Below are 18,937 nucleotides of genomic sequence, written 5' to 3' on the forward strand. Positions count from 1 at the left end.
TTCGTAGTAAGCACTTTAGTGCTTAACCCAAGGAGTAAATTTATGTACGAATATCGCAAGCTTACACCAGAACAACGCGCCGAATTAGTTGCACAACGTTTAGCACGAGGTTTTCCACCTCACGAACCACCTCATCAAGTGCGCGATAGAGAATTTTATCTATTAACTGCTACTTGTTACGAACATAAAAAAATCATGTTTTCTCAATCTCGTCGTCAGCAAATGCTAAATTTGATTTTTGAAAGGTTTGTAATGAATGGTGTAGAAATACTTGCTTGGGTGGTTTTGCCTAATCACTATCATTTGTTAGTACATTTGACTAATTTTGATGTGTTGAGTGAAATATTTAGAAAAAATCACGGTGCGACTTCTCGTGAGTGGAATATTGAGGATAATGCAACTGGGCGCAAGGTATGGTATCGATTTTGCGATCGGGCTATTCGTTCAGAAAGGCATTATTATACAACTCTAAATTATATACATTATAATCCGGTGAAACATGGTTTTGTTAATTCTCCTTATGATTGGGTAGAAAGTAGTGTTTACTGGTATTTTGAAACTTTCGGTAGGGAATGGTTGAGAGATTCTTGGGTGAGATATCCTGTACTTGATTACGGAAAAAATTGGGATGATTTTCCCTGTTAAATCGCATAAGTTTGTAGTAGGCGTTTTAACGCCAAATCGCACTAAAGTGCTTACTACGAACTTTATTCTACTTTTAGCCCACTGCATAATCACTCATTTCCCGCATGAAAGGAGGATAAAAACCTAACACAATATCTTGTTTTGGTACACCCAAATTGACTAAATCTGCTGCAATATCATGTTCTGTTGAATTGTAAAAAATCCAGATTTTCTCATTGCGAATATCAAGATGTATTATACAATCATGTACCCAGCGTTTATGCTGCCAACCCAGATGCACAATTTGATAGTGATTTCGCTGTGTATCAAAGATAGTTTCAACTTCAATATCACCATAAGCTGGCTTAATTTCTGCGTAACCCATCAATAATTGCTGTACAATTTGCTGATAGTTGGTTAATTGATCCGTTAGTTTTTCCATTGTGAAATTTGCTCCAGTTCAATGTCGTAAATAATCAATTTTACGGAATTTTCTTGCAGCATTGCTGCTGGAAAATCCCGTTGAAAGAAGCTGTTATAGATTAAATCGGGTATGGCTAAATAGAGAATGCGATCTGGTTCTTCACGACGCAATGCAGCCCGATAGTTAATAAACTGCCCCAGTGCTGTATGAAACTCAGAAATTGCCGATGCACTAGCTAAAAAACTTTTGACTTCTACCGCAATTTTCTCATTTCCTCGCTCTGCTGCCAGTAATCTTTCTGCCCCCAAGTCAATTTCCATATCTACACCGCCCACTTTAATTTTAAGTGGATCGTGAGTAACATTCCACCCATCCTTAGTAAGAGCAGTTTTAACAACTTGATGAAAACGATCCTTAGCCACAATAGACGATTTGATATAAAGGTGCAATTTAAAACTATCACATTTAGTGAAAGATGGTGCGTTAAGCGTAGCCGTGACGCACCCTATGTATTTAAATGTGGTATTATGCTAAAATGCTAAATTGCTAATTTATGAATATTACGAAATATTGCAATGTTATGAATATTATCCAACTCCCTGCTATACTACCTGGCAACTTAGACCTCGCAGCGATTAACGAACAGTTAAAAAATCGCGCCGCCCAACTAGATTGGAGTAGCGTAGTTTCTGCCAACGAACAACATTTAGCAGTTTTATTAAAGGGTCTTAGCTTAGATGATAGCGATGTCATCGACTTAGAAAATCCTACAATGTCCGATAACATTGCTCAAAAAGTTGTACATTATTTCAATACCCATCCAAATATTGAAAAAAATACCCATCAAAATAGTAAAAATAATCATCCTTCTCTTTTAGAAACGCCAACTTATTATCAAATTCGGGCAGAATTAGAACAAGCAATATTAGATGATTTACTCGGCCCAGCGGGGGGAGACTATGAAGAAATAGACGAAATGCGAGTTAGCGATCGCTATCTCGTCGGATTAATCGCACCTAGCGATCGGCATATCATACCCGAAGAACTCGAAGAAACGCCCGAACAAATGGATGAATTAGCCATTTCCGGTAGCGGTACCTCAGAAGAAGGCACAACCGAAAGTAACATTCTCCCCGCCGAGAAAATGTTTCCCTCGGCAATTGGCATGACTTTTTGTGTTGATGGAAATGCCACAGCAATTAAAGTAAAAGCAGGGTGGGGACAATACGAAAAAGGGAAAAGCGAAAGCGCCCAAACTTCGACTGGCGAAGCAAAAACCTTGTGGCGGCGCTACCCGATTCGAGGAACCTCACCGGATATTATCTTAAAAGTAGGCGCGATTAATCCTTGGCAAATCGATCCCGAAAAAGCAGTATTTGTTCAAGGTCAAATTCGCCAACAGCATCAAGATTGGATCGTGACTCTCTTCTTAGTTAACGGACAAAAAGAACCGAAAATTAGACGCGATAGCGCTTGGTTATTTCAACCAGAATTAAGCGTTGAATCTGCTGACCCCAATTATCCCGATATTTTCATTAAACGGCGGCTGAAACGCCAAGTCGGTAAACTCAACCCCGTCTTATTTGCCGAAGAACAAGCAATGGCGATGCAGTACCGCAACTGCATAGAATTTGCCGTCGGACACGGGACAGGCGTACACGCGGAACTTTCAGGCGGAAAGTGCGATCGCGAAGCCAGCCAAAAGCATCGGGCTATCCGCCTTGAGACTAAAGTCGTCCCTGCTTACGAAATTCCCCAAACTACGCCACCAACTATTGAGGAAATACCGGGACTGGCGGGATTAATTTTAGATATGAAAGAACTAGCAGAAATTCCCGATTTATCAACTGCTTTAAGTTCTTTAACTATTGCTTATAGTGAATGGATTGCCCAACAAACTGCGAAAATTGCCGACTCCACCGCCGATTTAGAGGATTATCAGGATGCGGCAAAATCGGCCTTGGCAAATTGTCAAATAACTTGCGATCGGATTCAAGCAGGAATCACGTTATTACAAACAGATTCTCAGGCTGCTGAAGCGTTCCGATTTATGAATGTCGCCATGTGGAAACAGCGGATTCACTCAATTTATGCAGAAAATAAACGGCGCGGCGAAGCCAGCGAATGGGATAATATTGATATTCCCAAGAATCGCACCTGGCGACCGTTTCAGTTAGCTTTTATCCTGCTAAATCTTCCCAGTATCACCGAATTAGACCACCCAGATCGATGTCATCCCACAGATGCGATCGCAGATTTACTTTGGTTCCCTACCGGCGGCGGTAAAACCGAAGCCTATCTAGGATTAACAGCCTACACCATTGGACTGAGAAGATTGCAAGGAAATATTGCCGGACGTTCCGGCGCAGCAGGCGTTGCTGTCCTCATGCGCTACACCCTCCGCCTCTTAACATTACAACAATTTCAACGCGCCACAACCTTAATTTGTGCCTGCGAAGAAATCCGTCGCCAAGATGAAAATAAATGGGGTAAAGAACCGTTTAGAATTGGGTTATGGGTAGGGATGAAAACCACACCAAACCGAACCGAACAAAGCAATGAATTTCTCAAACAAAAACTCGGACAATACCAACCCACTAGCAGCGGTTCCCCCCATCAATTAACTAACTGTCCTTGGTGTGGTTCTCAAATTGACCCCGGCAAACAACATATTAAAGTAGAATCCTTTGCCAAAGGATCGGGACGCACTTTAATTTACTGTGGTGATGCTTTAGGCAAATGTTTATTTACCCAAAAACAATCTCCCACCGAAGGTTTACCCATCGTAGTTGTAGATGAAGAAATTTATCGTCGTTTGCCAACATTAGTCATAGCAACTGTTGACAAATTTGCCCAAATGCCCTGGAATGGTGCCGTACAAATGCTATTCGGACAAGTAGACGGATATTGCACCCGTCACGGTTTTCGTTCTCCTGAAATCGAAGACAAAGACTCTCACCCCAGTAAATACGGACTCCCTACTGCTAAAACTATTTCGACTAATGCCTTGAGGCCGCCCGATTTAATTATTCAAGATGAATTGCACTTAATTAGTGGCGCTTTGGGAACCCTAGTCGGACTGTATGAAACCGCCGTAGATCAGCTTGCATCGTGGGAAGTCAACGGTAAAATAGTCCGTCCCAAAGTAATCGCTTCCACTGCGACAATTAGACAAGCCCGCGACCAAGTGCATAACCTATTTTTGCGCCAAGTACAAGTTTTTCCACCCCAAGGATTAGATATTGAAGATAACTTCTTTTCCTGTCAGCGTCCGCCTTCAGAGGATTATCCCGGTCGGCGATATTTGGGGATTTGTGCCACAGGAAGGCGATTAAAAGCAGCATTAATTCGCGTATATACAGCAGTATTGGCAGCCTCTCAATATTTATTTGACCAAGAGGGCGATGTGGTTGACCCTTGGATGACCTTAGTGGGTTATTTTAATTCAATGCGGGAACTAGGAGGAACTCGGCGTTTAGTGGATGATGACATTCAATCTCGCTTAGGAAAAACCGATCGCAGAGGGTTAGCAAAACGTCTGAGACTGGAAGTAGAAGAATTGACCTCGCGCAAAAATTCTACCGATATTCCCATCGTATTAAATTGGTTAGAAACTCCTTTTTCCTCAGAGAAGTCCACCAAAACTAACAAGCGCAAACCCTTAGATGTTTTACTAGCTACTAACATGATTTCTGTTGGCGTAGACGTAAAACGTTTAGGCGTAATGGTAGTGACAGGTCAACCCAAAAACACTGCTGAATACATCCAAGCAACCTCGCGGGTAGGGCGAAGTTTCCCCGGTTTAGTATTTACTGTTTATAACTGGGCACGACCGAGAGATTTATCTCATTACGAGCAATTTGAACATTATCATGCTACCTTCTATCAGCACGTTGAAGCCCTCTCAATTACTCCTTTTGCTCCCCGGGCTATTGACCGAGGGTTAGCTGCTTTATTCGTTTCTTTAGTGCGTTTGGCAGGTAGCGAGTTAAATGCCAATGATAAAGCCGGTAGGATTTCTCGCCATCATCCTTATGTGGAAGCTGCTATTAATGCGATTTGCGATCGGGCTTTAGCAGTAGGAGATACTAAGACCCGCGATTTAGTAAAACAGGAATTAGAAGCTAAATTAGACTATTGGTTAGCAGAAGCGGATACAACGGGAGGAAAAGTATTAGGATATCAGACTAAAAAAGATGGGGTGACAATGGGATTATTAGAACAACCAGGACAAAGCAATTGGCAATCATTTACTTGTTTAAATTCATTGAGAAATGTTGAACCCAATATTGGATTAATTTTAGACGATCGCATCCCCGATGATGACGATCGTCCAACCCAACCAATGAGTGAAACTACCCCAATTGATTTAGACTTGTAGTAGAAGCAATCCCCCACGATTCACTTGTGGGCCGGCGGGCGGGCGCGCCGCCGGCACCACCGCTAGATATTTGCACAAATCATTTAGGTTCGCCATATATTAGTTAATACAATGACAACAAATCAATCTTCTTCTAAAAACAAAGTCGGCGAACTCCGACCCAGCCAAATTTTATTCTCTTCAGGCATTGGTTCTATTGTAGATTTACCCAACTTATCAACAATGGTAATGGGATTAGATGATTGGGAGCTCACTCATGCCTCAGAATTAGGAGAAGCCCGATTACTAGCAGCAGTGCAAAAAAAAGAAAACCTTAATCAAGTCAAAAAACTGCTAACGCCACCTATATCTGAATCAAACAACCTCATCCCTAACTTATTTGATGAAAGCGCCCAAGTAGGAATTCCCGTCTCACCTTTCCCCACCTGGGTAGTTTGTCCCCAATGTCGATTACTTGCACCTTTAAAATCGGGACTATTTGAGTTAAAAACCGACCGCCATCGACCCGACCAAAATCGCTATATTCATAGTAATTGTCGCAAATTTTCTCCAACAGTCATCCCTGCCAGATTTTTAGTAGCTTGTCAACACGGACACTTAGATGATTTTCCCTGGCGCTACTTCGTTCATAAAGGTAATAGTAATTGCAAAGGTTCTCTGCGTCTCTACGAACAGGGCATCTCTGGTTCTGCCACCGATATTGAAGTAAAATGCGATGGTTGCAGTAAATCTCGTCGGCTGTCCGATGCCTTTGGCGAACTTGGTAAAATGAATATGCCTCAATGTCGCGGCCGCCATCCCCATTTACGCAACTTTGCAGAAGACGGATGTACCGAACAAATGAAAAGTATATTACTCGGTGCATCAAATAGCTGGTTTCCCATCACCCTTTCCGTGCTCTCCATTCCTACTACTATTAATCACCTTGGGCAACTGATTGATAAACATTGGACGGTGTTAGAAAAAGCGATTACAATTGACATTTTAGCTGCTTTCCGCCAAATCGGTCAACTCAAAGAATTTGCTAAATATTCAGATGCTGAAATCTGGCAAGAAATCGCACAAAAACGTCAGGGGGCTGATGAAGCCCCCCTTCTGGATGTGAAAGATATCAAAACTCCAGAATGGCAAGTTTTTTCTAACGTAAACACCAGTTTAAATAACGCTGATTTTCGGTTAACATCTGTCGCCGCCCCTGATGGTTACGAAGCTTATTTTGAAAAAGTTGTCTTAGTAGAACGCTTGCGAGAAGTTCGTGCTTTAGTTGGTTTTACGCGCATCGAATCTCCTAATGACTATGCTGAAACAGGAGAATTACCCGAAGAATACTGGGCTCCTTTGAGTCGTTCTAAACCTACATGGGTGCCAGCTTGTGAAGTGCGCGGCGAAGGTATTTTTATGCAATTTCAAGAGCAAATATTACAAAAATGGTTATCCAGTACACCTCGATTAAAAACATACGAACAACAAAGCTTAGAAGCGCATCGTCGTTGGCGCAGGGCGCGTTCCTTAGATCCTGATACTAATTTTCCCGGTATTCGTTATATTTTACTTCATTCCTTCGCTCATGCTTTGATGCGGCAATTAGTAATAGAATGTGGTTACAATGCTGCTAGTTTGCGGGAACGCATTTACTCAAAAGATCCTAATGAAGATAATGGCCCCATGGCTGGTGTATTGATTTATACAGCCGCCCCAGACAGCGAAGGTACGCTAGGAGGATTAGTCAGTTTAGGTGAACCGGGTCTTTTGGGTCGTCATATTGACCAAGCTTTAGAACAAATTGGTTTATGTGCTTCTGACCCTTTATGTGCAGAACATAGCCCTTTACAAAATACAACTTCTTTGCATTGGGCGGCTTGTCATGCTTGTTTGTTTAGTCCTGAAACATCCTGCGAACGGGGCAATAAATATCTCGATCGCACTTTGTTAATTCCTACTATGAATGCTGATTTATCAGAATTAGCTTTTTTTCAATAATCTTATATCTAAAGTCGAGTAACAAGCTGAGTCGTGCGAGCTATTCTCCAGGCAGCTAGCGCTGCCCCCGCTTAGCAGCTATTTTAACGCACAAAGATGCAAACCAAATCCCGCACCGCGACAGCTAAAAGCCGAAAAAAAGAGAGCGGATTTTCCAAAATAAAACCCAAGGCAAGTGTTCCCTTAGAACAAACCGAACCTTTGGTCGAAGATGAACCAAAACTTGAAGAAAAACCCGATCGCAGTTCCTCCAATAGCGCAGGCGATTCTCCCCAGCTTTTGCCAGCAGAAATTAAGCTCGTCTGCACGCAAGACAATTTAGCCAACCATCTCGAACTTGTCAGCAAAGCTGTCCCAGCAAAACCCACCCACCCCGTGTTAGGAAATGTCCTCTTGGTCGCTTGCAAAAAAACGCAGCGAGTCCAACTCACAGTCTTCGACATGAGCTTGGCCATTCAAACATCCTTTGATGCCAAAGTGATATCTCCCGGCGACATGACCATTCCTGTCGGGCTACTTAGCGATATTGTCGGGAAATTCTCGCCCGGAGATATCACTTTGGTCAGTCGCGAAGCCTTGAATCGCGAAGGTGAAGATAGCGAAGATAGCGGGAATAGCGCTACCTGGCCAGAGGCTGTTAGCAACAGTCCAGTTGCTACCCTAATTGCTGCTTGCGGTCGCTATCAAGTTCGAGGGCTTTCGAGTGAAGAATTCCCTGCCATTCCTGAAGTAAAAACAGCGCAAACAATTTGCATCCCCGCTGAAACGTTGAAAGAAGGGCTGAAAGGCTCACTGTTTGCCACTGCTACCGATGAAGGCAAGCACATCCTGACAGGTGTTTACTTCAAAATCGGCCAAGATAGCCTCGAATTTGCTGCCACAGACGGCCACCGTTTGGTTGTCCTCAATACTTCAATTCAAGGTTTTTCTAAGAAGAAACAAGCGGAAATTACACAGCCTCTAGAGCTTACAGTCCCAGCTAAATCGCTTGCCGAACTGGAGCGAATTTTATCGAGTAGGACATCCGCTGACCCAGTAGAGCTTTCTTACAGCACTGAGAGCGCTTTGATAGAATTCCGGTGGGGAGCGCAGCGCTTAGTAACGCGCTGTTTAGAAGGCGCATACCCAGCTTATCCCGATTTATTGCAGCAGGATTTCCAACATCAGGTAACGCTGGAAAAAGCACCTTTCATCAAAGCTATAGAGAGAATTGCTGTGCTGGCAGACAAGAAAGAAAAAACGCTCAGCATCCGTATTAATAGCGAAGCACAGCAAGTGTCACTGTCGCTTTTCAGAGAATTTGGAAACGGCTTGGAACAGATGGCGGCGCACGTTAACTCAGACGGCAATTTGTCAATTTCATTCAACATAAAATATTTGTTGGAAGGTGCAAAAGCGATCGCTAGTTCCCAACTCCAAATGCACCTCACTCAGCGCGACGGCCCCGCCATTTTAGTTCCTGCTGGCAATCCCTCCAAGCCCAACATCCTAATGGATGCCAAATACTTGTTAATGCCGATTTTCAAAGAATGATGTCTTTTGCAGAAAAGGCTCGCTTGGCAGAAGTAAAAATATTGAGTTTTTTACTTCTCTCTTCTTCTGAGTGCAAACTCCGCAAATATGACTCTAATTCTCAGCAAACAATTACACCTAACCATTCAATCATGTACGCAGCATTGCCTCAAAAATACCGCCCTCGTAGCTTGTCTGAACTGGCCGGACAGGAGTACATCCAAAGGACACTTTCCAATGCGGTCAAAACTAATAAAATTGCTCCGGCTTACTTGTTCGCCGGCGAACGGGGAACGGGCAAAACTTCAACGGCGCGCATTTTAGCTAAATCTCTCAACTGCACCAGTGCAGACAAACCCACAGTAAAGCCGTGCGGCAAGTGCCAGTCCTGCCGCTCGATTGAAAAAGGCAGCAGCTTAGACGTTGCTGAAATTGACGCGGCTTCCCACAACGGCGTGGATGACGCTCGCGCCCTGATCGAGCGATCGCACTTCGCACCAGTTATCAGCCGCTACCGAGTGTTTATTTTAGATGAAGTTCACTGCCTAAGTTCCCAAGCTTTTAACGCTCTTCTAAAATGTTTGGAAGAACCTCCGCATCATGTAGTGTTCATCTTGTGTACAACAGAGCAACACAAAGTGCTGCCAACAATTAACAGTCGCTGCCAAACGTTTCTGTTTCGATCGCTGCCAATCCCAGCAATTGTCAAACAGCTAACAATGATAGCTGAGAAAGAGTCAATTGCAATTGCCGAAGAAGCTAAAATTGCGATCGCCCGCGCCGCGAATGGCGGGATGAGGGACGCCTTGCAGTTGCTCGATCAGTTGAGCTTATTAGGAGAGGAAATTACCAGCTCTCACGTATTGGAGCTGTCGGGGCGGATACCGGAGTCGGATTTAGTTGCAATTTTGAAATCGGCCCGCACCGGCAACGCGCTGAAGCTGCTGCAACTGTCCCGCGAACTCATTGACAGCGGGAAAAGCCCTAAAATGCTGCTGGCGTCGCTGCTAGCCTGCTACCGGGACTTGTTGCTTGCAACGAGCGTGCCGGACTGTTCGCTGATGCTAGTTAGCGGCATTTCGCACTCGGCCCTGATGGAAATTGCCTCTGCTTGGGACTGCAATGCGATCGCTGCTGGCCTCGAACAGTTGCAGGCTTCGGAATGGCAGCTCAGCAAGAGCGCTCACCCAACGCTGTGGCTGGAACTCTGCTTGCTGGGATTGGCAAGGGTGCCACAATTAAAACCCCACGCCGCAGAGAACGCGAGTGGCAACTCTTGGCAGCCCGATCGCACCCAGAAGCTGCCCAGTACCTCCTTGTTGCGAGCTCCTCGTTCCAAAGAGCGAGCCATTTGGGAAAAAGTGCTCTCAGCAACTTCTGAGAAGAACCGCGCTTTACTTTGTGCTGCTTCCCTGGTAGCACTGACGGAAAAGAAAGCGGTGCTGGCCGTGCCCGCCCAATACCTGGACAAGTTCAACCGGAACGCAGCTAAGGTGCAGAAGATATTTCTGGCTGCAACGGGCGTCCGCTATCTTGTGTCGTTCGAGGAGAAGAACCCATGATTAGCTTGCTGATAGGGGATGACCTCCACGCGATTCACAAAAAGCTTTCTGCCTTTAAAAAGAACCTCGACCCCGCTTGGATTGGCTTCAATTATCACCGCTTTGATGCTTCGGCATTGAATGAGGCGGTTGACTGCGCCTTAACTCCCGCCTTGGGAACGGAAAAAGCAAAGTTAGTGGTGGTAGAAGGGTGTAATTTCAAACAGTTTACTGAAGAGGCGCTGGAGGTTCTCCAGTTGCTCCCGCAGGTGCCGGAAAAGACGCACCTGGTTTTTGTAGCGCCTTCCATTGACAAACGCCTGAAGGTGGCAAAATTCCTGCTCTCTCAAGCTAAGCTGTTCGAGTTCGACCTTATTCCCCCCTGGCGAACGGATCTCATTGCCCGATCGATCCGAACTCAAGCTTTGGCAATAGGGCTGTCGCTGAACTCAAATGCTATTGATTACTTGGCGGTTGCGATCGGCAACAATCCTGCTCGCGCCGAATCAGAACTGCACAAGCTGGCGACCCTGAGCAGCGGCGCGAACCTTACTTTAAACCAAGTGCGATCGCTGGTTCCTTCAACCACTCAAAATAGCCTTCATCTTGCCGAAGCGCTGAGGGAAAATAACTCTAAGAGAGCAGTCTATTTGCTGCTTGACCTTTTGGCAATAGAAACTTTCCCGCTGGCGATTTGTGCGACGCTGATTGCCCAATTTAGAACTTGGTTATGGGTGAAAGCGGCGATAGTTGGAGGAGTTAAGCAAGACGCTGAAATTGCCCGGATTTGTCAAATTGCCAACCCGAAGCGAGTGTACTTTCTGAGAAAAGAAGTAGCTACTGCTTCTCTAACATCCCTTTCGTCTGCGGTGTCCCTGCTGCTTGACTTAGAGGGTTCGCTGAAGCTTGGGCGTAAAGGGGATTCCATGTTGCCTGCAATTCTGGCGATCGCTCAACTGTTTCCTCCTAAGAAAGCAAGGAAACGCGAAGTAGAAGCGATGTAGAAGTGATGTAGGGGCGATGTAGAAGTGATGTAGGGGCGATATAGGGGCGAGCGCGAGTGTTCATTCCCCTCGTTTAACTAATGCAAGAAGTTAAACGGGGGAATCTTTTATTTTTTTACCCAAACACATTATAAAACTTATTAATTAAACTAAAGTCACTCCAATGTTAATGCTTGCTACTCAAAAAATAACACCCTCACAGAGATGCCAGAAATGTGGAAAGATTCGTAAGAACTGGGCTAAAGTCTCCAACAGACATTATGTTTGTAGTAATTTTGATTTTGAAATACAACGTGATAAAGGCTCTGTTATAATTAATTTTAATTACTTCTCCACTTTTTATCAGAAACGCTATCATAATAATCAATAATTATTTAAAAGATTTTAAACATAATAGTCTTTTCTTATACCATAATGTAGCGCATTGCTAGTTTAAGAAATATGCTATTCTAAGAAGGTAAAAGCAGGGAACCTTTTGACAGTGAAGGCGACCTGCCGATACAGCCCGCGCCGCCCCGACAGAGAATAACCCCAACTTTCTGTTAGGAAACCTTATTGGGTTTAGCAGGCAAAGGTACAAAGCCCCAATCCCCAAATAAACAACCAGGGCTATCCAAATGAATAAAAATGAAACTGTGTCGCTCTCAGTCAGCGACGCGATTCAGCATATTGGTCTTGACCAACTCAAGCCTCACCCTCGCAATGAGGAAATTTACGGGTGCACCGCTCGTATTGCTGACCTGGTAGAGTTGATCCAACTCAAAGGCTACGTCCAACCGCTGACCGTCAAAACAGATGGCACGATCGTTAGCGGCCATCGGCGGTGGAGGGCGCTATCCGCGCTGGGCTGGAAGTTTGTCCCAGTTATTGTCCGCCACTTCCAGACTGAAGATGACGAGCTCTTCGTCTTGGTGGCAGAAAACCGCCACCGCCACCAAAGTCCTGTACAGAGAATTCGGGAAGGAATTGTTGTGGAGCCTATAGCTAGAGAGCTGAGGAACAGACATTCTGCCAAGAAAGCTCGCCACGAAGCTGCTGACTCAGCAGAGCCGCCGTTGGACAACCAGCAACCGCTGATGGAAAATTTTCCATTGAACCCGATCGACTTGGGTCTGACTCCAAGGGAAATGGAACTGACGGAAAATATTGTGGCGGCTATAGTCGGCTTAGGGTGCGGCAGGAACTACAGGAAAGGGCGCATTGCCGTCAAAGCAGCCGACGAGCTCAAGAAAGATCGCCCCGAATTGGCTGCAAAGTGGTTGGACATTATTAATGACTACAGCATAGATGTGGGGTATCAACTTGCGAAGATACAAGAGGACAAGCGAGTAGTGGCGTTGGCTGCGATCTCGTCGGGAGCAGCGAAAACCCCGAAACAAGCTAAAGCTCTGATTAAGGCTGCTTTGAGAAAATCTTCCGCCTCGAAGGAAACCGAGGGCAGCATTAGTAGCGAGCCGGTTCAAGAAAGCGATTGCGGTGGAGAATGTAAAACTTGCACTCCTTGCGAACCAATTACGGGTGAGGGAGTCAAAACGCGCTTTGGTCCAGACAGCGCGGGAGCATGGGTCATGGTCAAAATTCCTTTTATTCCTACTGAAAAAATAGCGGAAAGGAAGTGGAATGGATTTTGGGGCCGGATTGTGGAGGTTGGAGCGACTTTGAAAGTCGATATGGGTTCAGAGGTGGTGTCGCTCCTTCAATCAGATGTGGTGGCGATATTGAACCCAACGCCGAGTTTTTGCTCAATAGCTGAGCGAATTCTCAGGCTGCAAAGCTTCGGCACGGTGTACGAGTTTGGGAAAATCGTCTTGAACAGGATGCAGAGAAGAGTGGTTTGGGATGCAGCAGCGCTAGCTTATCTGGATGCTGTGGAACAGGTGGAATTGGCGCGGCGGGCGATCGAGCAGGCTTTGTAGTAAGGTTCCTTTTTACTGAAACTAACCGATGATCTGTTTACCAATGAGTTTGAATGTGCGATCGCACAGCATTGAGTGCTGCTGCGTCGCAGTTTAACTCGTCGCTACCATAGCCGAGCAGTGCAACCTATAACTGTTTGGCTCGTTTTTTCGCTTCCGGGTCTGACGCGGGTGACAACGCCTCTGAAACCTTGATAGGTCAATCGTTGAGGCTCCTTAACCTCGACAAGCATGATGACTGCTTGAGAGGGTTATTAACAATGTTCCTGGGCAGCAATGGCGTAGTCGCAGGCATTGAGACATCGCCCTTAAACTGAAGTTCCCTGTACTCGAAACCCTCTCAAGTGACGATCGCCCGTGAGCATTTTTCTTGAGGTCGCTCAACTCTTATTTATAAATATTTGATAACCAAAATGTTCATTATCAATAAATAGCATGCAGGCGACTAACGTCGCGGCCTCTGGGTAGGCTGTAACTGTCTTACCCACCTATGCAATTAATCACCCTCACAGATTTAAGTTTTCTAGCCAATCCGACACAACTAACAGTTCCCATTGAATTGAAACAAGAGGAATTTCAACTAATAATGAAACAAACTTTCTTGAAACTACCCACTGAACCCCTGCTACTTGCGGAGCCCAAAGTGGATAAGTGGATTATGGAAGTTAGTTTGCTATTTCCAGAGCTATTTGAATGGGAACCTCCTACATTCTTAGTCGATACTCAGTTTAGCGCTAGGCTTAATAAAGATGTATGCGTGCAAATCAACGCCAATGCAGCTTTTCTTGAACCTCAATCCGTCCATTTAATTGAATGGGCAATCCGCCATCCTGCATTAAATTGGTCTGACCGAGTAAAATTGTGGACAGCAGCCGAATCTCTCTCGCTGTCGCCAGAAAATATCAAGTTGACCGTGTTAGCACTGCACCCCGCCCATCCGGGGACGAGGCATGAAATCAGTTGGGACAGCCGGCAACACGCGCAGGCGAAAGACTGGCTCGCGTCCGCGCTGGCAGGACAGGCGAGATGGCCTGTTGCTGCTCGAAGAACACCACCGCCTGCTTGCGCGTCCCTAACTCATTTCGACATCGAGGGAATTCCAGAGGTAGAGATTTAGACTATTATCGCAGCCGCTCAGAATCCGATCGCGGCTTTTGCTATCCGAATCGATCCCAACTTCCAGGTCAAGGCCAATGGAAAATTTTCCATTGGCTGCCACACTCCCGCTAGCGCTTGCCAATGCTGCCAGTGGCAAAAACCCGCCTAGAACGCCCAGTTTTACTGACAACTGAGTCTAGCGGGTCAGAGCCAAATTTCTTGCCTGAAGCTGGCGCCATCGGCGATTGGGATGGAACGTTACCTCCGGCGTCTGGCAGAGGCAGCATCCGTTCTGCTTCCTCAATGCGATCGTACAAAGCGGCTGTAAGCTGGTCTTGACTTGCAAGTTGCACCCGACTCTCCAGCCGGAACCTGACCTCTGTATCCCAGAGAGCCTCGCTCTCGCTTTGCCGCTGCAAATCGGCTTTGGGAATGGGTATGGTCAGCGCGTAAGGAATTGACCCCTCGCCGCCGGAACTGTAGCCGGGGTTCGTAATTACACACCGGCCCTGGGGGAACCGCAAAATTTCGTCCACCGAAAACAGCGGCATTTTTTGAAGCGACTCGTTCCAACTAATAGATTGATTGCTTTGAGATTGACCGCCCATTGAACGGCTGGTGGACTTGCTTTTCAGCAAAACTTCTTTTTCTCCGTAGCGTTCGGAGTATTTTTTTGCAGTATCAGTGTTACCCGGATTGAATAAAATATGAGTGCTGCAAGCAGAGGCGATCGCCGCCCCCATTTTCTCTCCGTACCCTTCGTACAGTTGCTCCAAACTCTGAATTCCTAGAATGAAACAAGCTCCATTCGAGCGATATTCGTTAATCCACTGCGGCATCCGATCCAATCGAATGGAGGGAAATTCATCGAGTGAAATAACCAGTGGGTCTTTCCGAGGGCGACTTAAGTTGGACACAACGAGGAGGTGAATCGCGGCTGCTAGCAGAGGCCCCACGACGGAGCGCCGCTCGTCATCTAATTTGAAAACAATCATCTGTCGGCCTTCTATTTTCGTTGGGATGTCCGACTTTCCCAAAAATGCTCGCAACAGGTCAGCTTGGATAAAACTGCTGAACGTTCCGGCCGCTGTCGTCAGAATTCCTGAAATAGTTTTTTCTGCTTCCTTAGCGCTCAAAAATTGGTTGAAGCTGGTGGCAACCCACTCATCGATTCGACGGGATTGAACCGCATAGTCAATCCGCTTTACCAAATTTGGCAACCTCAAAATTGCATAGAGCATTGCCATGTCTGGATACCTAGAACCCTTGACTAATTGAAGGAGTGCTTTAGCCAATAAGTCTCCGGCTTTAGAGAAAAACTCATCACTTTTTCCATTGCCAGAACTCGCATTTCTATTAATAACCTGACCGATTTCCCCAGCCATGACCGAATCTTGAGGGGACTTCATAAAGTCGAGGGGATTAATGATGCCTGAATAAGGTTCTCCCGGTGCAAATACCGACACTTGGTAGCCATACCGCGCTGCCAGAGGTGCGTGGAGTTTGAGTTGATCGCCTTTCTTATCGTATAGAATAATCGGAAATCCTTGTACCATTGCACTTTCTATCGCCCTATCAATTGTAGAAAAAGTTTTACCCGACCCAGGCGCTCCAATTACTAAAGTTGACCGTTCTGCATGAGGGAGCCAAACAGTGGGAGGAGAACCAAAAGCTGTCTGAATAGTGGTAACAAAACCTTTAAGTTTTTTCCCCTTCCACCAATAGCGAGGACTGCCACACCATAGCGTGACTTTATTATGCTTGCGTTCCTTAATTTGTTTCAAGGCAAGCTGAGTGGCTGCCATTTTTTCGGAAGTTCCGCACACTTTGCCAGTGGTAATTTTGCCCTTTCCATTTCCCAGAAACCGAGACAGTAAGAGGAGGAATATCAGCGCTCCTATTGTTAGATATCCATCCGGGTTATTGTATTGTTGGAAGAGACCGCCTAAGTCAATTGACGATAGGGGTGTGGGTTGCTGGGTTCTCCTCTGGGCTTGAGCGAGAACTGGAGTAGAGTTAGCCTGTGCTATCAAAAATTTAATCTCAAAATTCATAAGTATCTATCTGAATTCAATATTTTGTCTATCGCTCAATTAACTATGACCTCAGTTGTAGCTACAACTTAGTGTTTGCAGACAAGTAAGCTTAAATCAAAATTACTCAGTGTTAGTTCAGTCTTGGGAACGAGCAATTACAGCCAACAGTTCTAACTTTCGGTAGAAAACAACCAGCACTTGATATTATCCCTGCTAACGCAGTCAGCAGGATAGGAATCAAAATTATTGAAAGATTTTTTTACCGTGAACAAGAAACAAAAAGAGTGGCTGTCAGAGCTTTTGAAGAGACACCCGGACTATGAATTTTTAAAACGCAGCACCATCAAACTAGGAAGAGGGGACATTTCGCTAACTTTAGAACGTACAGAATGGATCTACATGGGAGCCGTTGAAGTAAAATATTCAGGAGCCTATCTACCTGGATTAAAGTGGCATTATCTTAACGCCAGACTATCCAGAACGGGCAAATTGCTTTCCGACTTAACCTACAACTCTAAAGTCGTGTCTTACCCTCACTGTCCGCTGGCGCCTGACTGGTTGACAAAATCTAACTTAGAAGAGGTGAAAATTCAGGAAGGAGAACAGATGAATCTCCCCTTTCACGAAGCTGTACTGATGGTAAGCCAGCCCCCATTATTGAAAGGGAGTTTTTACCGAGCCAAGCGGTGGCGTAGGCGCAAACCAGAACGATCGCCTGTAACAAATAGTCGCCCCACTCCAAAACCTTTCCAGCGCGAACTGCCTTTTTTGAAGCCAAAAGCCCTAGCTCCCGATACTAAATTTGTCCCCCTTGCTTGTATTGATGGCGGTTTCGTACAGGTTCCTGAATATCTAATAAAGTTGTTAGAAGAAGCCAATGCTAGTCTATCCGAACAAGCAGATGCAGCTTCTTTGTACGCGATCGCGGGTTTGAAAGGAGCCATCAACTTTGTTGAAGGGCTACCTCTACTGCGGACAATAGGAATAAACGCTTTACCGAGCGTCGATAGCGCCCAATATTGGCAGCGAGAAAATTAAAAGCATTGTGAGTGCTTGATTCTGATAATAGCGCAACTTCATAAATTGCTGAAGCTGCGCGAGCGCTTTCACAATCGTTCTTTTTTTTGCACACTTAATTAGTCTTCCTCACGATTCGGTAGTTCTGTACTACCAGTTAATTTTTTTATGATTTTTAATTTTTTTTGACAAAATTACTAGGCTTAACTGTGCTACCTCTTACCCTTTTTAAAGGTAAGGCTACCGCCTTGCAGGAACTGCAATGTCACAAACTTTTAGAATGGTTAAAACCAATAGTAAAGCTAAAGCAAAAAGCTCAAATAACGCAGGAATGACTGAAGGCACAATCCCACATCAGTCAGAAGACCTTGATTTTGAAATTGACCCCGAACTCCTAGAACCCGGTCACAATCAAGTAAGGCGACCAATTCTGCCCTATGGCATCGTCATCAACGAACAAGTGGCAGGAATATTAATTCCAGAGGATCAGCTAGAAAAAGCCAATTGGTTTGTCATGCCAACAGAAGAGGAAATGACTACAATTGGACTAACAGAAGATGTTACAGGCCTGCTGTTCTCTAAATGCCGCTTATGCGTGCTGGGATTCGTCCCTGAATACATTCGTTACAAGAATGACGTTCCCGATCTAGGCGGTAGTGTTGTCGGGCTGTACGAAGAGTATAAAGCTCAACTCGATAAAAAGATAATGGATGTTGTTAGCGAACACGCCATTGTCTTCTTGGATGAAAACAATCGTCCCAGACACAGCACGCCTATTGTCATCAGATTTAAGAATGTTGCGCTTTGGAGCTTTAAAGCAGCCAGAGACGAATTCTACCGTCTGTTGGAAAAAGCATTCGCCGACTATTTCCAAATTCCTTTCAGCGGGAAAACCGATAAATGGCGAAGCCTCGGTATCCTAGAGGTGGAATTCAAAGGAGTTAAAGAAGGTGAAGGCTCTAATAAGAGCTACTGTTGCAAAACTGTCAGCTATACTAAGCCAACTGCTGATAATTTCCCCTTTCTATATCTGGGACGCCCGCAGCATAAAAATGCGATTTGGGGACTGCACGATATCATTGCCGGATTCACTGAAACTCCTGCATTACCAGGTACAGCCGAACCGCAAATTCAAGTGTTGCCACCCGCTGCTCGTAAAATAGAAAATGGAAAAAAGCAGACCGCCAATCATAAATCCCCTCGTAAAATTGCCGCTGAAGTAATAGAAGAAGAGGATGATTTCGACGATTTTGATGAAGAAGAGGAGTTCGACGATGATTTTGATGCGGAAGCAGATGACTAACAGCCTCGGTTAGTTACTTTTGAAGAAGTGCCTCATATCCAGTTAGGGAGCGAGGCATTTTTTTATTGGTGCGGAACAGGCGATCGCTAACGAAGAGCCAA

Annotated in this window: 13 protein-coding genes; 10 read left to right on the top strand and 3 right to left on the bottom strand. The window is 45.3% G+C overall.

The window, feature by feature from the left end; genetic code table 11:
* Positions 1-42: 42 nt before the first annotated feature.
* Positions 43-645: an REP-associated tyrosine transposase gene (locus QUB77_RS14470; RefSeq protein WP_333323172.1), complete on the top strand. Its 603-nt coding sequence runs from the start codon at positions 43-45 to the stop codon at positions 643-645.
* A 73-nt stretch (positions 646-718) separates the two neighbouring features.
* Here QUB77_RS14470 and QUB77_RS14475 read toward each other — a convergent pair whose 3' ends face one another.
* Entirely contained in the window at positions 719-1,066 is a 348-nt protein-coding gene (locus QUB77_RS14475) for a XisI protein (protein ID WP_333323174.1), read from the bottom strand.
* Positions 1,054-1,470: an element excision factor XisH family protein gene (locus QUB77_RS14480; RefSeq protein WP_333323176.1), complete on the bottom strand. Its 417-nt coding sequence runs from the start codon at positions 1,468-1,470 to the stop codon at positions 1,054-1,056. Before QUB77_RS14480 ends, QUB77_RS14475 begins: the two co-directional genes overlap by 13 nt.
* 158 nt (positions 1,471-1,628) lie before the next feature.
* On the opposite strand from QUB77_RS14480, the gene drmA reads away from it, so the two are divergent.
* The 7 genes from drmA to QUB77_RS14515 all read left to right on the top strand — a co-directional run bounded on the left by drmA (position 1,629) and on the right by QUB77_RS14515 (position 14,499).
* Positions 1,629-5,429: a DISARM system helicase DrmA gene (gene drmA, locus QUB77_RS14485; RefSeq protein WP_333323179.1), complete on the top strand. Its 3,801-nt coding sequence runs from the start codon at positions 1,629-1,631 to the stop codon at positions 5,427-5,429.
* A 111-nt stretch (positions 5,430-5,540) separates the two neighbouring features.
* Positions 5,541-7,409, top strand: coding sequence for a DUF1998 domain-containing protein (locus QUB77_RS14490; RefSeq protein WP_333323180.1), 1,869 nt, complete (start codon positions 5,541-5,543; stop codon positions 7,407-7,409).
* Positions 7,410-7,505: 96 nt separating this feature from the next.
* On the top strand, positions 7,506-8,942 hold the full coding sequence (dnaN, locus tag QUB77_RS14495; protein WP_333323182.1) for a DNA polymerase III subunit beta: 1,437 nt from the start codon (positions 7,506-7,508) through the stop codon (positions 8,940-8,942).
* Positions 8,939-10,483 (top strand): DNA polymerase III subunit gamma/tau, encoded by a 1,545-nt coding sequence (gene dnaX, locus QUB77_RS14500; RefSeq protein WP_333323184.1) that lies wholly within the window; start codon positions 8,939-8,941, stop codon positions 10,481-10,483. The genes dnaN and dnaX overlap by 4 nt, the downstream gene beginning before the upstream one ends.
* Entirely contained in the window at positions 10,480-11,466 is a 987-nt protein-coding gene (gene holA / locus QUB77_RS14505; RefSeq protein WP_333323185.1) for a DNA polymerase III subunit delta, read from the top strand. Before dnaX ends, holA begins: the two co-directional genes overlap by 4 nt.
* A gap of 617 nt (positions 11,467-12,083) precedes the next feature.
* Positions 12,084-13,382 carry a ParB N-terminal domain-containing protein gene (locus tag QUB77_RS14510; RefSeq protein WP_333323187.1) on the top strand — a complete coding sequence of 433 codons (1,299 nt, stop codon included), beginning with the start codon at positions 12,084-12,086 and terminating at the stop codon, positions 13,380-13,382.
* Between the two features lie 490 nt (positions 13,383-13,872).
* Positions 13,873-14,499: a hypothetical protein gene (locus tag QUB77_RS14515; protein WP_333323189.1), complete on the top strand. Its 627-nt coding sequence runs from the start codon at positions 13,873-13,875 to the stop codon at positions 14,497-14,499.
* Between the two features lie 109 nt (positions 14,500-14,608).
* Here the strand turns inward: QUB77_RS14515 and QUB77_RS14520 are convergent, their stop codons facing one another.
* On the bottom strand, positions 14,609-16,534 hold the full coding sequence (locus tag QUB77_RS14520; RefSeq protein WP_333323191.1) for a type IV secretion system DNA-binding domain-containing protein: 1,926 nt from the start codon (positions 16,532-16,534) through the stop codon (positions 14,609-14,611).
* A gap of 246 nt (positions 16,535-16,780) precedes the next feature.
* Between QUB77_RS14520 and QUB77_RS14525 the strand changes: the two genes are divergently transcribed.
* Both QUB77_RS14525 and QUB77_RS14530 read left to right on the top strand, forming a co-directional pair.
* Complete coding sequence (locus QUB77_RS14525) at positions 16,781-17,554, top strand: hypothetical protein (protein WP_333323193.1); 774 nt, start codon at positions 16,781-16,783, stop codon at positions 17,552-17,554.
* A gap of 241 nt (positions 17,555-17,795) precedes the next feature.
* Positions 17,796-18,836: a DUF5895 domain-containing protein gene (locus QUB77_RS14530; protein ID WP_333323195.1), complete on the top strand. Its 1,041-nt coding sequence runs from the start codon at positions 17,796-17,798 to the stop codon at positions 18,834-18,836.
* The last annotated feature ends 101 nt before the right edge of the window (positions 18,837-18,937 follow it).

Origin of the sequence: Microcoleus sp. AT9b-C3 (genome assembly GCF_036705485.1) — a bacterium.
In the GTDB taxonomy this organism is placed as follows: domain Bacteria; phylum Cyanobacteriota; class Cyanobacteriia; order Cyanobacteriales; family Microcoleaceae; genus Microcoleus.